The 14,365-nt window shown below is 75.6% G+C and carries 16 protein-coding genes and 1 pseudogene; 7 read left to right on the top strand and 10 right to left on the bottom strand.

Going from position 1 to position 14,365, the window contains the following annotated elements:
• Positions 1-29: 29 nt before the first annotated feature.
• Positions 30-848, bottom strand: a complete 819-nt coding sequence (locus DQ238_RS20230; protein ID WP_113783048.1) for a thioesterase family protein — start codon at positions 846-848, stop codon at positions 30-32.
• A gap of 28 nt (positions 849-876) precedes the next feature.
• Between DQ238_RS20230 and DQ238_RS20225 the strand changes: the two genes are divergently transcribed.
• A complete protein-coding gene (locus DQ238_RS20225; protein WP_113783047.1) occupies positions 877-1,839 on the top strand; it encodes an aldo/keto reductase in 963 nt (320 codons plus the stop codon).
• A 15-nt stretch (positions 1,840-1,854) separates the two neighbouring features.
• Here DQ238_RS20225 and thpR read toward each other — a convergent pair whose 3' ends face one another.
• The 5 genes from thpR to DQ238_RS20200 all read right to left on the bottom strand — a co-directional run bounded on the left by thpR (position 1,855) and on the right by DQ238_RS20200 (position 6,305).
• Positions 1,855-2,445: an RNA 2',3'-cyclic phosphodiesterase gene (gene thpR, locus DQ238_RS20220; RefSeq protein ID WP_305037579.1), complete on the bottom strand. Its 591-nt coding sequence runs from the start codon at positions 2,443-2,445 to the stop codon at positions 1,855-1,857.
• 20 nt (positions 2,446-2,465) lie between these two features.
• On the bottom strand, positions 2,466-2,867 hold the full coding sequence (locus DQ238_RS20215; RefSeq protein ID WP_113783045.1) for a hypothetical protein: 402 nt from the start codon (positions 2,865-2,867) through the stop codon (positions 2,466-2,468).
• A 98-nt stretch (positions 2,868-2,965) separates the two neighbouring features.
• Entirely contained in the window at positions 2,966-4,315 is a 1,350-nt protein-coding gene (locus tag DQ238_RS20210; protein WP_233496133.1) for an MFS transporter, read from the bottom strand.
• A complete protein-coding gene (locus tag DQ238_RS20205) occupies positions 4,312-4,746 on the bottom strand; it encodes a MarR family winged helix-turn-helix transcriptional regulator (RefSeq protein ID WP_113783044.1) in 435 nt (144 codons plus the stop codon). Before DQ238_RS20205 ends, DQ238_RS20210 begins: the two co-directional genes overlap by 4 nt.
• Before the next feature lie 35 nt (positions 4,747-4,781).
• A complete protein-coding gene (locus DQ238_RS20200; RefSeq protein ID WP_113783043.1) occupies positions 4,782-6,305 on the bottom strand; it encodes an NCS2 family permease in 1,524 nt (507 codons plus the stop codon).
• Between the two features lie 151 nt (positions 6,306-6,456).
• On the opposite strand from DQ238_RS20200, the gene DQ238_RS20195 reads away from it, so the two are divergent.
• Positions 6,457-6,681: a DUF2530 domain-containing protein gene (locus DQ238_RS20195; RefSeq protein WP_113783042.1), complete on the top strand. Its 225-nt coding sequence runs from the start codon at positions 6,457-6,459 to the stop codon at positions 6,679-6,681.
• Between the two features lie 253 nt (positions 6,682-6,934).
• Here the strand turns inward: DQ238_RS20195 and DQ238_RS20190 are convergent, their stop codons facing one another.
• Complete coding sequence (locus DQ238_RS20190; protein WP_113783041.1) at positions 6,935-7,717, bottom strand: DUF3027 domain-containing protein; 783 nt, start codon at positions 7,715-7,717, stop codon at positions 6,935-6,937.
• 107 nt (positions 7,718-7,824) lie between these two features.
• Between DQ238_RS20190 and DQ238_RS20185 the strand changes: the two genes are divergently transcribed.
• Together DQ238_RS20185 and DQ238_RS20180 are read left to right on the top strand one after the other, a co-directional pair.
• On the top strand, positions 7,825-9,363 hold the full coding sequence (locus tag DQ238_RS20185; RefSeq protein WP_113783040.1) for an MFS transporter: 1,539 nt from the start codon (positions 7,825-7,827) through the stop codon (positions 9,361-9,363).
• Positions 9,360-9,845, top strand: coding sequence for a DUF2771 family protein (locus DQ238_RS20180; RefSeq protein ID WP_113783039.1), 486 nt, complete (start codon positions 9,360-9,362; stop codon positions 9,843-9,845). The genes DQ238_RS20185 and DQ238_RS20180 overlap by 4 nt, the downstream gene beginning before the upstream one ends.
• A 315-nt stretch (positions 9,846-10,160) precedes the next feature.
• Here the strand turns inward: DQ238_RS20180 and DQ238_RS23960 are convergent.
• Positions 10,161-10,346: pseudogene (locus tag DQ238_RS23960) on the bottom strand (cold-shock protein); the annotation flags it as partial.
• Between the two features lie 150 nt (positions 10,347-10,496).
• Here DQ238_RS23960 and DQ238_RS20170 point away from each other — a divergent pair.
• Together DQ238_RS20170 and DQ238_RS20165 are read left to right on the top strand one after the other, a co-directional pair.
• A complete protein-coding gene (locus tag DQ238_RS20170; RefSeq protein WP_113783037.1) occupies positions 10,497-10,856 on the top strand; it encodes a YidH family protein in 360 nt (119 codons plus the stop codon).
• Positions 10,853-11,206, top strand: coding sequence for a DUF202 domain-containing protein (locus DQ238_RS20165; protein ID WP_113783036.1), 354 nt, complete (start codon positions 10,853-10,855; stop codon positions 11,204-11,206). Before DQ238_RS20170 ends, DQ238_RS20165 begins: the two co-directional genes overlap by 4 nt.
• On the opposite strand, the gene DQ238_RS20160 is transcribed toward DQ238_RS20165, so the two are convergent.
• Positions 11,196-11,762 carry a hypothetical protein gene (locus DQ238_RS20160; RefSeq protein ID WP_113783035.1) on the bottom strand — a complete coding sequence of 189 codons (567 nt, stop codon included), beginning with the start codon at positions 11,760-11,762 and terminating at the stop codon, positions 11,196-11,198. The two genes, DQ238_RS20165 and DQ238_RS20160, sit on opposite strands and share 11 nt — an antisense overlap.
• Before the next feature lie 76 nt (positions 11,763-11,838).
• On the opposite strand from DQ238_RS20160, the gene DQ238_RS20155 reads away from it, so the two are divergent.
• Positions 11,839-12,606 carry an endonuclease/exonuclease/phosphatase family protein gene (locus DQ238_RS20155; protein WP_113783034.1) on the top strand — a complete coding sequence of 256 codons (768 nt, stop codon included), beginning with the start codon at positions 11,839-11,841 and terminating at the stop codon, positions 12,604-12,606.
• 102 nt (positions 12,607-12,708) lie between these two features.
• Here DQ238_RS20155 and DQ238_RS20150 read toward each other — a convergent pair whose 3' ends face one another.
• Positions 12,709-14,364: an AMP-binding protein gene (locus DQ238_RS20150; RefSeq protein WP_113783033.1), complete on the bottom strand. Its 1,656-nt coding sequence runs from the start codon at positions 14,362-14,364 to the stop codon at positions 12,709-12,711.
• Position 14,365 lies beyond the last annotated feature (1 nt).

Here is a 14,365-nt window from a genome sequence, read left to right as displayed (position 1 = left end):
GTACCGAGAGTCCCCTCCCACCGGAGAGGTCAGCGGGGCAGGCGGGCCAGCTGGCGGCTCTGCGCGACCAGCCGGCCGGTGGCGTCCCAGATCCGGTAGTCCTCGTCCAGCCAGCCGCCGGCGAGCTCGTTCGCCCGGGCCTCCACCAGGCACCAGCCCGGCGCCGGCAGGGCCCGGACCAGCACCTGCAGCTGCACCGTCGGCGCCCAGCCGAACCGGCCGATCGCCCAGCTGGTCGGCGGGAGGACGTCGGCGAACAGCAGCAGCGCCAGCGGGTCGGGCTCGCGGCCGTCGGCCAGCCGCACCCACCCGCGCACCACCGGCTCCTCCCCGGGTCGGCCCAGCGCCCAGCCCGCGGTCGCCGGGTCCAGCCGGGTGTGCACCCGCGTGCGCAGCCCCACCTCCGGTAGCGGGTGCGGCAGCGTGCCGTCGTCCACCGCGGGCAGGCAGCGCTCCACGGGGGTGACCTCCGGCGGCGGGGCCGCGGAGTACGCGGGCGGCTCGTCGGTCAGCGTCGCCGTCGTCACCTGGACCGCCAGGGACGGTCCGCCGGCGCCGGTGAGGACGACGGAGCTGTGCGCCAGCGTGCGCCCGGCCGGGCCGGGGGTGACCGCGAGCGTGACCGGCCCGGGTCCGGTGGCCCGCAGGAAGCTCGCCGACAGCGCCACCGGGTGCGGGTGCCGGCTCTCCGCCAGGGCCGCCCGGGCGACCACCGCGAGCAGGTAGCCGCCGTTGAGCACCCCCGGGCCGACGTCCCAGCCGGGGTCGAGGTCGGCGACCAGGCCGCCGCCCTCGGTGCGGGTCACGGCGGTGGCGGCGTCGAAGAGGGAGGCGTCGGTCTGCGGCACGGCCCCGAGCCTGCCAGGGTGGGGACCCGTGGAGTACACGCACCTGGGGCGCAGCGGCCTGTCGGTCTCCCGCCTGTGCCTGGGCACGATGAACTTCGGCTGGAAGACCGAGGAGGCCGACGCCCACGAGATCATGGACCGCGCCCTGGCCGAGGGCGTGAACTTGTTCGACACCGCCAACGTCTACGGCTTCGACGCCGGCAAGGGCCGCACCGAGGAGGTCCTCGGCTCCTGGTTCGCCCGGGGTGGCGAGCGCCGGGAGAAGACCGTGCTGGCCACCAAGGTGTACGGCTCGATGTCCGACTGGCCGAACGACACCTTCCTGTCCGCGCGGAACCTGGTGCGCTCCTGCGAGGCCTCGCTGCGCCGGATGCGCACCGATTGGGTCGACCTCTACCAGTTCCACCACGTCGACCCGTCCACGCCGTGGGACGAGATCTGGCAGGCCTGCGAGACGCTGGTCGCCCAGGGCAAGGTCCTCTACGTCGGCTCCTCCAACCACGCCGCCTGGCAGATCGCCGCCGCCAACGAGGCCGCCGCCCGCCGGCACTTCCTGGGCCTGGTCAGCGAGCAGTCGCACTACAACCTGCTCACCCGGCACGTGGAGCTGGAGGTGCTGCCCGCGGCGGCGCACTACGGGGTCGGCGTCATCCCGTGGAGCCCGCTGGCGCAGGGGCTGCTGGCCGGCGTCCTGGCGGGACAGGAGGGCAGTCGGCGCCACGCCTACGAGGAGCGGATCGAGCAGCACCGGCCCGCGCTGCAGGCCTACGAGGACGCCTGCCGGGAGTGGGGGCTGGCGCCGGCGGACGTCGGCCTGGCCTGGCTGCTGCACCAGCCGGCGGTGACCGCGCCCATCGTCGGCCCGCGCACCACGGCGCAGTTGGAGGGGTCGCTTCGGGCCCTCGACGTCCGGCTCGACGAGGCCCAGCTGGCCCGGCTCGACGAGATCTTCCCCGGCTACGAGCCGGCGCCGGTGGAGTACGCCTGGTGAAGGACCCCGTCCTCCTCACCCCTCGCAGGCTCGGGGCGAGCCTCGGGACGGGGCCGGGGCGGACGTCCCGAGGGGCCAGGCGGCGACGCGGTCGTAGCGGGGCGTGGGGCCGAGGTGGCTCTCCAGCAGCTCCACCTCGGTCACCGGCCAGCTCGGGCCGCAGTAGCCGGCCAGCCGGTCGGGCAGGTCGCCGTCACCGGGGCGCCCGGGCCGCCAGCGGCCGAGGGTGAGGTGCGCGCGGAACGGCCGGTCCTCCACCGGCAGGCCCCGCCGGCGGGCGGCGCGGGCCAGCCGACCGGCGAGCGCGCCGAGACCGTCGCCGTCCCCCGTAACGCCGGCCCAGAACACCTGCGGACGGCGGCGGGAGCCGAACCGCCCACCGCCGGCCAGGCGCAGCTGCAGCGGCGGGGTGGCCGCCACGGCCGGCCCGGCCGCCGCCACGAGCGGCGCGACCTGCGCCGCGGGCACGTCCCCGAGGAAGAGCAGGGTGAGGTGCCAGCGGCCGGAGGCGGTCCACCGGGGTGCGCCGGGCGCGTTCCGCAGCGGCGCCAGCGCGCGGTCGAGGTCGGCCAGCGCCTCCGGCGGCGGGGTCACCGCGAAGAACAGCCGGCGCGGCGTCGGCTCGCTCAGTCGTGCACCACCAGCCCGGCGTCGGCCAGCGCGGCCTGCAGCCGCAACCGCTCCACCTCGCGGGCCGTCCCGGGCGGCGTGCCGGTGAGCGTGTGCGGCACCTCCAGCAGCTCCGCCGCCTCGACGAGCACGTCGTCGTAGGCCGCCTGCAGCCCCCGACGTCGGGCCATCGGCACGCCGGCGGGCACCCGGGCGAGCTGCCGGGTCAGCCGGCGCAGGTCGGCGGCGACGACCTCCAGCGGACGGCGGGACGGCTGCGCCGGCTGGGCCGCGCGGCGGCGCACGGGGGCCGGCAGCCGCGCCGACCCGAAGACGAGGCGGGCCAGCCAGCCGAGGGCGCCGACCGACCCGACCACACCGGCGACGATCGCCCCGAGGGTCACCAGCGCAGGGGCCATGCCGCCTCCCCGGACGTCTCGCATGTCGCCTCCACGGACGACTCGACTGTGGTGGCGGTCACGGTACGTCCGCGAGCCGGCGTCCGGCACCGGTACGCTCACCCGCCCGCGGCCGGCCGGCCCGGCGCCGGCCCGGCCGCGGCCTCCGCGGCGGCTCGCACGCCCGCCGGCGGGTCCACGTGCAGCTGCAGCCGGAGCGGGGCCACGGAGGCCTCCAGCCGCACCCGCCGGCCCCGGGCCAGCACCGTGGCGGCGACCACGCCGGCCGCGACCGCGACCGCTCCGCCCAGGATGAGACCCCACGGGGCGCCGAGGGTCTCGCCGACCCAGCCGATCAGCGGCGCGCCCAGCGGCGTCCCACCCATGAAGCAGGTGAAGTACAGCGCCATGACCCGCCCGCGCACCTGCGGGTCGACGCCCAGCTGCACGAAGCTGTTGTTGGCGACGCTGAACACCAGGCCCGCCGCGCCGGTGGGCACGAGCAGTGCGGCGAACGCCCAGTAGCCGGGCACCAGCCCGCAGGTGATGGTGAGCACCCCGAAGACGACGGCCGAGCCCACGAGGAAGCGCTGCCGCGGCCGGGTGGCGCGCCGGGTCGACAGCAGGGCCCCCGACAGCGACCCGACCGCGAAGCAGGTCGAGAGCAGCCCGAAGGCCTCGGCACCGAGGTCGAAGACCTGGCGGGCCATCAGCGCGATGGTCACCTGGTAGTTGAACGCGAAGGTGCCCAGCACGAGGGCCAGGCTCATGGCCAGCACCAGGTCCGGGTGCGCCCAGGTGTAGCGCAGGCCCTCCCGCAGCTGCCCCTTCGCCCGGGCGACCGGCGGGCTGGGGTGCAGCTCCCCGGGCCGCATGGCGAGCAGCGCGGCGATGGTGCAGGCGAAGCTCGCCGCGTTGACGAGGAACGCCGGCGCGGTGTCCCCGGAGGCGGCGCCGATCACCAGACCGGCGATCGACGGGCCCACCAGCCGGGCGCCGTTGAAGATCGTGGAGTTGAGGCCGACCGCGTTGGGCAGCAGCTCCGGGCCGACCATCTCGGAGACGAACGCCTGCCGCACCGGCGCGTCGATCGCGGCGACCGCCCCGGTCGCACCGGCGAGGACGAACACGTGCCACAGCGCGACGACGTCGACGGCGACGAGCAGGCCCAGCACCAGCGCGGCCAGCCCGGTGAGCGTCTGCGTGGCCACCAGCATCCGGCGCTTGTCGTAGCGGTCGGCCAGCACCCCGCCGTACATGCTCAGCAGCAGGCTGGGGCCGAACTGCAGCGCGGTGATCAGGCCGAGGGCGACGCCGCTGTCGTGCGACAGCTGCAGCACCAGCCAGTCCTGGCCGATGCGCTGCATCCAGGTGCCGGTGAGGCTGACCAGGTTGGCCGAGGCGTAGATCCGGTAGTTGCGGACGCGCAGCGAGCGGAACACGCCGGCGTCGTCAGCCGTGCCCGTCACCCACTCGCCAGCCCGCCCATGATCGTCGCCGCCTCGCGCAGCACGGCGCGCTCCTCGGGGGTGAGGTCCTGCAGCCGCCCGGCCAGCCAGGCCTCGCGGGCCCGCGCCTCGGCGGTCAGCAGCTCCGCGGCCGCCGGCGTCAGGTCGATGACCACCTGACGCCCGTCGGTGGGGTGCGGGTTGCGGGTGACCAGCCCCATGCCCTCCAGCGCGACGACGACGCGGGTCATCGACGGCGGCTGCACCCGCTCGTGCGCCGCCAGCTCCCCCGGGCTCATCGCCCCGTGCCGCTGCAGGGTGGACAGCGCCGCCAGGTGCGTCAGCGTCACCGACTGGTCGACGCGCTGGTTGCGCAGCCGCCGGGAGAGCCGCACGACGGCCAGCCGCAGGTCGTGGGCCAGCGCCGCGGTGTCCAGCGTCGTCCGGCGCACGATCCTGAGCCTAGCGAAGGACCTCGTCCGCCGCCCTAGAACAGCTGCTGCAGCGGCTCCAGGGCGAAGTAGACGACGAACAGCGCGGCGATCACCCACATCAGCGGGTGCACGTCGCGGCCCCGGCCGGTCGCCGTCCGCAGCAGCGCGTAGGTGACCACGCCGGCGCCGATGCCGTTGGTGATCGAGTAGGTGAAGGGCATGAGCGCGATGGTGAGGAAGGCGGGGATGACCAGGGACATGTCGTCCCACGCGAGGTTGCGGATCTGGCTGATCATCAGCGCACCCACGATCACCAGCGCCGGGGCGGCCGCCTCCGACGGCACGACCTGCACCAGCGGGGTGAACAGCATCGCCAGCAGGAACAGCACGCCGGTGGCGACGCTGGCCAGCCCGGTGCGGGCACCGTCGGCCACGCCCGAGGCGCTCTCGATGTAGGTGGTGTTCGACGACACGCTGCCCGCGCCACCGGCGGCGGCGGCGAGCGAGTCCACCAGGAGCACCGGCTGCGAGCGGGGCAGGTTGCGGTCCTCGTCGAGCAGGTCGCCCTCGGCGCCGACCGCGGTCACCGTGCCCACGGTGTCGAAGAAGTCGGCGATCATGATGGAGAAGACGATGAGCAGGGCCGCGATGACGCCGATCCGCTCGAAGCCGCCGAACAGGGAGAAGTGGCCGACCAGCGACAGGTCCGGTGCGCCGACGACGTCGCTGGGCAGCGTCGGCACCTGCAGCGCCCAGCCGTGCGGGTCGACCTCGCTGCCGTCGGCGCCGGTGCGCGGGCCGATGTCGGCGACGGTCTCGACGACGATGGCCAGCACGGTCGAGACGACGATCCCGATGAGCAGCGCGCCCTTGACCCGGCGGACGACGAGCACCCCGGTGAGCAGCAGGCCCACGACGAAGACCAGCAGCGGCCAACCGGCCAGCTGCCCGTTGACGCCGAAGCTGATCAGCGGAGAGCCCGGGCGGACGACGCCGGCGTCGGCCAGGCCGATGATCGTGAGGAAGAAGCCGATGCCGACCGCGATCGCCGTCTTCAGCTGCGGCGGGATCGCCTCGAACACCGCCTTCCGGAAGCCGGTGAGCACGAGCACCGTGATGAGCAGGCCCTCGAGCACCACCAGGCCCATGATCTCCGACCAGGACAGCTGCGTGGCCGCGTACACGGCGACGATCGCGTTGATGCCCAGACCGGTCGCCAGGGCGAAGGGGTACCGGCCGACGACGCCCATGAGGATGGTCATCACGCCGGCGACCAGCGCGGTGACCGCGGCGACCGAGGCGAACGGCAGCGTCCTGCCGGTGACGTCCGCGCCGGACAGGATGATCGGGTTGAGCACCACGATGTAGGCCATCGTGAAGAACGTCGTCAGGCCGCCGCGCAGCTCGCGGGCCACCGTGGAGCGGCGGGCGCTGATGCCGAAGTAGCGGTCCAGCCCGTTGCGCGGTCGCACCCGCGGCCCCTCGCTGCGGCGCGGTGGCCGCGCCCCGACCGCGACGTCGGCCGGCGTGCCGCCGTCGCTGCTGGCGCCCGTGGACGGGCGGTACCTCTGTGCCATGACGACTCCCCGTCGGGTGGCCGGACGGGTGGCGGCGGGGGAGCGCGCGCCGGCCGACCGGTGCGGACTGCAACGAGCGGCGCCAGCGTGCCACACGCGTGTGTCGGCCTCGTGACGCCGGTCGCGCCGCCCAGGACCTAGGGTTCCGGGTGTGCCCGCCCCGACCAAGCAGGCCCCTCCCCCGCTGCGCGTGGACACCGTCCGGGTCGTGCTCGCCGGGACGGCGCTGTGGACCGTCGCCCTCGTCGTCCTGCTGCTGCTCGGCGACCGCGTCGACCGGGTGTGGACCTGGACCTGCGTCGCGGGCATCGCCCTGGCGGCGGTCGGCCTGGGGATCATGCACCGGCAGGGTCAGCTGGACCGTCACGAGGACTGACCGCTCCCACCGCCGCGACCTCCCGAGTCCGCGACCTCCCGGAGTCGATCACCCCTCCCCGAGTCGGCCGCCCGTTCCCCGAGTTGGCCGCCCGTTCCCCCCAGTTGATCATGGGGTTCTTGCCGGGAGACACGCTTGCGACGGTGTGTCACGCGGCGAGAAGTCCATGATCGACTCGGAGGCGGGGGCTGGACGCGGGTCGGGGGACGGCGCGTGGTGCGGTGTCACCGGGTAGGGCGACGGTGTCACGGTGTCACAGCACGTCGAAGGAGCCGGTGTCGTAGTGCGCCGACGCGACCACCTCGGCCGCGTCGTCGGCGACCATCGTGGCCTGGCTGTGCGCGCCGCAGCCGTAGTCGACGGCGACCACGTGCCCGTCGGCGGGGGCGTAGACGTTGCCGCAGGCGCCGAAGCCGTGCCGCAGCGAGCCGGCCAGCGGGAGGAAGAAGCCGCAGGTGCCGCAGGGGCCGGGGGCGTGCCGGGCCATCGCCGAGCGGGGACCGAACTCGCCGGCGTTCCACCGGGCGGCGGCCTCGCCGCGCCCCTCCCGCGACATGACCCGCTCCCGGCCCAGCCCGATCTCGCGGGCCACCACCGATCCCTCGGGGTCGTCGGCGGAGTCGTCGTCGGTGGTGTAGGCCGGCACCAGGCGGGGGTCGTCCTCGGTGGAGGGCAGCACGTCGCCCACCGACAGGTCGCCGGGGCGCAACCGCTCGTGCCACGGCACCCACGCGGGGGCCAGCAGCGCGTGCTCACCGGGCAGGAGCACCACCTCGTCGACGGTGACGTGCACCTCGCCGGGCACGCGGGCGAGGGTGACCGCCCAGTACCACCCGACGTAGCCGGGGAGCCGGCTGGCGAAGGAGTGGGTGACCACCTCGCCGAGGACGGCGGCGTCACCCGGCTGCTCGGGCGTGATGCCCAGGTGTTCTCCGACCACGTCCGGCGAGCCGGCGGTCTCGACCGCGGCGGCCCGCGCCTGCTCGACCGCTGCGAACGACGCGTCGCCCGGAGGAGGGGTGGAGGAGTCGGCCACGGCGCCATTGTCCCCGACGCGGGTGGGCGCCGGTCGGCGCGGGGCGGGCCGACCGTCCACCCAGCTGGCCCGCCGGTGCTCCCAGGTGGGTGCGGCACCATGGGCCCGTGCCCACCTCCCGACCGCCCGGCGCCCGCCGCGGTGCCCTGCGCCGGCGCGCCCAGCCGCCGGTGGACCGGGTGGACCGGGTGGACACCACCCCCCTCGACGTCCCGCGGCCGGCCACCCGGCCCCGGCCGGCGGTGCCCCCGCCGTCGGACGCCCCCCCGTCCCCGCCGCGCAGGCCGACGGTCACCCGGGTCGCCGCCGCCCGCACCCGGGAGCTGACCGGCGCCACCGTCGGCCGGGTGCGCACCGCCGGCCGGGCCGACGGGGCGGCCGAGAGCGGGTTGACCCAGCTGCTGTGGGTCAACGCCGTGCACGCGGCCGGCGACGCGATGGTGGCGGTCGCCCTGGCCGGCACCCTGTTCTTCGCCGCGCCCACCGACGCCCAGCGCGGCAACGTGGCCCTGTACCTGCTGGTGACGATGGCGCCGTTCGCGCTGCTGGCCCCGGTGGTGGGCCCGTTGCTCGACCGGCTGCAGCGCGGCCGTCGCTGGGCGCTGGCCGTCAGCCAGCTCGGCCGGGCGGCGCTGGCCGTGGTCGTGGCCGCCCACGTCGGCGACCTGTGGCTCTACCCGGCCGCGCTGGGCGTGCTGGTCCTGTCCAAGGCGCACACCGTGCTGCGCGCCGCGGTGGTCCCGCGGGTGCTGCCCGCGGCGATGTCGCTGACCTCGGCCAACGCACGGACGTCGGTCTTCGGTCTGGTCACCGCGGCGGGAGCGGGAGCGGTCGGCGCCGGGCTGGCGTGGGCGCTGGGCCCTCCCTGGCTGCTGGGCGCCACCGCGGCGGTCTTCGGCTGCGGCGCGGTGCTGGCCGTGCGGCTGCCGCGCTGCGTCGACGTCCCGGGCGGGCAGCTGTCCGCGGGGGTTCTCGGCGCCGTCCCCCACCCGGCGGCGCCGGGCCGCCGGCGCCCACCGGCCGGCCCCCGGGTGGCCGTGGCGCTGCGGGCCAACGCCGCGCTGCGCGCGCTCGGTGGGTTCCTCACGATCTTCTCCGCGTTCCTGGTGCAGGCCACGGTCGAGGGCGGCTGGCGGGCCGGCCTCGCCCTCGGCGCCCTCGCTGCGGCGGCCGGGACGGGCAGCGTGGTCGGCACCGCCGTCGGATCCCGGCTGCACCGGGCCGACCCCGACCGGCTGGTGCTGTGGTCGGCCGCCGGCGCCGCGGCCGTCACCGTCGCCGCGGCGGCGTTCTACAGCTTCGCGATGGCCGTCCTGGTGGCCGGAGTGGCGGCGGTGGCCAACGCGCTGGGCAAGGTCGCCCTCGACGCGATCGTCCAGCGGGAGGTGCCCGAGCGGCTGCGCGCCTCGGCGTTCGCCCGCTCGGAGACGCTGCTGCAGCTGACCTGGGTCGTCGGCGGGGCGCTGGGCATCGCCCTGCCGCCCATCGGCTGGCTGGGGTCCACGGTCGCGGCCGCGCTGCTCGTGCTGGCCGTGGGGCTGGCGCTGTGGCGGCCCCGGCAGACGGCGCCCACCGCGCCGCTGCCGGTTCCCGGGGCGGCCACCGACCCGCTGGGTGGGCTCCCGGCGCAGCGGTGGACGGGGTGAGGCCGGCCGCGGCGCTGGCCGCGGCCCTGCTGCTGGCCGGGTGCGGCGCGAACCAGCCGTCCGGTGCACCGGACGTCGTCGTGGAGGCCGGATCGCAGCGGGTGGAGGTCTCGCCGAGCCAGTACTGCCTCGACGGCGACGGCCAGCGCTACACCGTCACCCCGCCGATCATCGAGGTCTCCCCGGACACCACCATCCGGCTCACCGTGCCCGACGCGGTGGCCGAGCAGGGGTGGAGCGTGCAGGTCTACGACGAGCGGCTCGAGGGGAAGCTCGGCAACGTGGAGGTCGACGAGGGCGCGAACCGGTTCGAGGTCAACTCCGACGACGTCGTCCCCCCGGCGTTCTACCTGGTCGTCGTCGAGGACTCCGGCGGCTCGTGCCAGGGGTTGAGCGGGGGGTGGCCGGTCGGGTTCCTGCGCGCCGGTGGCACGCTGAGCGGTCCGACGGCGTCGGCGACGCCAGCGCCGTCCCAAGGCTGACCCGGCCTGGTGAGGCACTGGAACGGCCTCGTCCAGAGGCTCGCCGCCGGCCCGTTCGGAGGCTCGCCCCGAGCTTGCGAGGGGTGAGGGGAACGGGGCCCTTGCTCAGTGCTCCAGGTCGGTGGCGACCGCGCGCAGCACCGAACCGACCTTGCGGGCCACCGGCCGGTCGGGGTAGCGGCCGCGGCGCAGGCCGGTGGAGACGTCGTCGAGCAGCTTGATGAGGTCCTCGATGATCGGCACCAGCTCGTCGGGCGTCTTGCGGGTGGCCGCCGCGTGCGCCGCGGTCACCGACGGCAACGGGTCGAGCACCCGCACCTGCAGCGCCTGGTCACCGCGGCGGCCGGCGACGATGCCGAACTCCACCCGCTGGCCGGGCTTGAGCTCGCTGGTGCCGGCCGGGAGGGCGTCCTTGTGCACGAAGACGTCGGGACCGTCCTCGCGGGAGAGGAAGCCGAACCCCTTCTCCGGGTTGAACCACTTGACTCTGCCGGTGGGCACGTTGATCCCTCAGTCGGTCGCGGACGGCCCGGCACCGAGCCGGGAGGGCGGGGCGGCTCGAGCGGCCGCCGTCTCCAGGTTAGTCGCCGCGGCCCGGGTCACGGGCGGTCGCGAGGGGAGCCGGCAGCGGTCCGCGCCTAGCCTGGCCCGGTGCCGCCCGCCGACCAGCCGCCCCCCCATCCGGACTACCGGTTCACGCTGGCCAACGAACGGACGCTGCTGGCCTGGCTGCGCACCGGGCTGGCGCTGGTGGCCGGCGGGGTCGCGGTGGCGCAGTTCGCGCCCGACCTCGGCGTGCGCTGGGGCAGCTCGGCGGTCGCGGTCGCGCTGGTCCTCGCCGGGCTGGGCACGGCGCTGGGCGGGTATCGGCGGTGGCGGGTCAACGAGCAGGCGATCGTCGCCGACCGGCCGCTGCCCCCGAGCCGGGTCCTCCCCGCCGTGGTGACCGCGGTGGCCGCCGTCCTCGTCGTGGTGGCGGTGCTGGTCGGCCTGCAGGTACTGGGCCGGTGAGCCGAGCGCCCCGCGGCAGCGGACGGGGGACGTCGGGCGCGGCCCGGGAGACCCAGCCGGAGCGGACGGCGCTGTCCTGGCAGCGCACCGGCCTCGGCGTGCTCGGCGTGGCCGCCCTGCTGGCCCACTCCGCGGTGGCCGGCGACGCGCCGGCGCGGCTGGCCGCAGCCGGCGCGGTCGCCCTGCTGGGGCTCGGCGTGCTCGGCTGGCTCGCTCCGCTGCGGGCGCGGGCGGTGCACCGCGCGGTCGGCCGCGGCGGCGGGGTGGCCGCCCCGCGGCTGGCGCTGCTGGCCGCCGCCCTCGTGGCGGCGGTGGCCGGCGCGACGCTGGTCGCGGTGCTCAGTCGCTGACCGGCTGCGCCACGATCCCGAGCCGGTCGAGCAGCACGAGGAAGACCACCGCGAAGTCGTTGCCCGCCACGTCCCGGCGCACCCGGTCCCAGTCGACCTGCTCCCGCAGCGCGCGGGCGACCGGCAGCAGCCGCGAGTAGTCGCAGTAGTGCTCGTCGAGGGCCATGAGCTTGGTGACGACGATGTCGGTCGCCTGCAGCACCGGCATGTGCACCGACAGCACCGGCAGCTGCTCGGCCCGGTCGATGAGGTCGGTCTCGACCGGGATGCCGCAGGTGCGCCAGAGGACGTCGACGAAGGAGGCGCCCTGGACGACCTTGGTCAGCCAGTCCTCGGCGGGGTCGACGACGTCCAGCCCGGCCTCGGCCAGCACCTTGGTCGCCCGCTCGGACTCCGCATGGGGGACGAGGAAGTCGGCGTCGTGGTCGGGCTCGGGGGCCCCGCGCACCCAGGCCGCGTAGCCGCCGCAGAGCGCGAAGGGGACGCCGCCCTGCTTCAGCGCGACGGCGGTGCGCTTGAGGAGGTCGTGGATCTCGTCTCGGTCCGAGGGCTGCACGCGTCCCCTGCTACCCGGGGCGCGGTCGGCGGAACGTGCCCGTGTGGACGGCGGCGACGCGGGCACAGGAGCCTGCGTGCGGATCGCGACCTTCAACATCCTCCACGGGCGCTCACCCGCCGACGACCGGGTCGACGTCGAGCGCCTCGCCGCGGCGGTGAAGGCCCTCGACGCCGACGTCCTCGGCCTGCAGGAGGTCGACCGGGACCAGCCGCGGTCCCTGGGCGCGGACCTCACCGCGGTCGCCGCGGAGGCGATGGGCGCGGTGGACTCCCAGTTCGTGGCGGCGCTGGCCGGCACCCCGGGCGGCACCTGGATGGCGGCCACCGGCGACGAGCAGCCGGGGTCGGCCAGCTACGGGATCGCGCTGCTGTCGCGCTGTCCGGTGGTGTCCTGGCGCGTCGTGCGGCTGCCGGCGCTGCGCAGCCGGGTGCCGGTGTGGTTCCGCGGCGCGCCGCGGCCGGTGCTGGCCGGCGACGAGCCCCGGGTCGCCGTCGCCGCCGTCCTCGAGGGGCCGGCGGGCCACTTCACCGTCGCCAACACCCACCTGTCGTTCGTCCCGGGGTGGAACAGGCTGCAGCTGTCCAGGCTGGTGCGGTCGCTGGAGGGCACCCGGGAGCCGCTGGTGCTCATGGGCGACCTGAACATGGAACGCCGCCAGGCCGTCCGGGGCAGCGGGCTGGCGTCGCTGGCCGCCGCCCCCACCTTCCCCGCCGACGCGCCGAGCCGGCAGCTCGACCACGTGCTCGCCCGCGGCGGGATGACCGCGACCGGGCCGGCCGAGGCGGTGCGGCTGCAGTTGTCGGACCACCGCGCCCTCGTCGTCCCCGTCGGGTTCGGCTGACCGTCCGGTACACCCGGGCATGGGAAGCGATACCTGCGTCTCGGGGTCGCAGACGCAGGTATCGCTTCCCATGCCCGGGGGGCTGTCGGGGGCCGAGGCGCGTCAGGCGTTGCGGATCGCCGCGGCGTCCTGCAGGCCCAGTTCCTGCACCGAGACCTGGCGCATCTCGACCTTGCGGACCTTGCCGGTCACCGTCATCGGGAACGCGTCGACGACCTTGACGTAGCGCGGGACCTTGTAGTGGGCCAGCTTGCCGGCGCAGAACGCGCGCAGCGCCTCGGGTGTGAGCGGCTCGGCACCCGGGCGCAGCCGCACCCAGGCCATCAGCTCCTCGCCGAAGCGCTCGTCGGGCACCCCGATGACCTGGGCGTCGACGACGTCGGGGTGGGTGTAGAGGAACTCCTCGACCTCCCGCGGGTAGACGTTCTCCCCGCCGCGGATGACCATGTCCTTGATCCGGCCGACGATGTTGAGGTAGCCCTCGGTGTCCATGACCGCCAGGTCGCCGGTGTGCATCCACCGGGCGGCGTCGATGACCTCGGCGGTCTTGGCCGGCTCGTCCCAGTAGCCGAGCATCACCGAGTAGCCGCGGGTGCAGAACTCCCCCGGCGTGCCGCGCGGCACGGTCAGCCCGGTGGCCGGGTCGACGACCTTGACCTCCAGGTGCGGGTGCACCCGCCCGACGGTGGAGGTGCGGCGGTCGAGGTCGTCGTCGGCGCCGGTCTGGGTGGACACCGGGGAGGTCTCGGTCATGCCGTAGCAGATGGTCACCTCGGTCATGCCCATCTCGGCGACCACCCGCTTCATCACCTCCACCGGGCACGGCGAACCGGCCATGATCCCGGTGCGCAGGCTGGAGAGGTCGTAGGAGGCGAAGTCGGGCAGCGCCAGCTCGGCGATGAACATCGTCGGGACGCCGTACAGCGAGGTGCACCGCTCGTCGGCCACCGCCTGCAGGGTCGCCGCCGGGTCGAAGCCGGGCGCCGGGATGACCATGGTCGCCCCGTGCGAGGTGGCCGCCAGGTTGCCCATGCCCATGCCGAAGCAGTGGTAGTAGGGCACCGGGATGCAGATCCGGTCGGCCTCGGTGTAGCCGCACCCCTCGCCCACGAAGAACCCGTTGTTGAGCAGGTTGTGGTGGGTCAACGTGGCGCCCTTGGGGAAGCCCGTCGTCCCCGAGGTGTACTGGATGTTGATCGGGTCGTCGGCCGACAGCTGCCTCTCCCGCTCGGCCAGCAGGCCGCGGTCGCCGGCCCGCCCGGTGGCCACCAGCTGCTCCCACTCGGGGTCGCCGAGGAAGACGACCTCGCGCAGGGCCGGGCACCCGCCGCGGACGTCGGCGACCATGGCCCGGTAGTCGCTGGTCTTGAACGACGGCGCGGCCACCAGCACCGAGATCCCGGCCTGCTCGAGCACGTAGGCCAGCTCGTGGGTGCGGTAGGCCGGGTTGATGGTGACCAGGATCGCGCCGAGCTTCGCGGTCGCGTACTGCACGAAGGCCCACTCGGCGCAGTTGGGCGCCCAGATGCCGACCCGGTCGCCCTTGGCCACACCGAGCGCGTCGAGGCCCAGGGCGATCGCGTCGACCTCGGCGACGAACTCCGGGTAGGTGAAGCGGCGGCCGGTGGCGCACTCGACCAGCGCCTCGTGCTCACCCACCCGCGCCGCCGTCCGGTCCAGGTCGGCCCCGATGGTGTCGCCGAGCAGGGGGACGGTCGAGGTGCCACTGCTGTAGGACGGCAACGCGGGTGCGCTCACC

The organism is Geodermatophilus sp. TF02-6 (assembly GCF_003319115.1).
Classification (GTDB): domain Bacteria; phylum Actinomycetota; class Actinomycetes; order Mycobacteriales; family Geodermatophilaceae; genus Geodermatophilus.
This window is presented reverse-complemented; position numbering and strand designations above follow the sequence as displayed.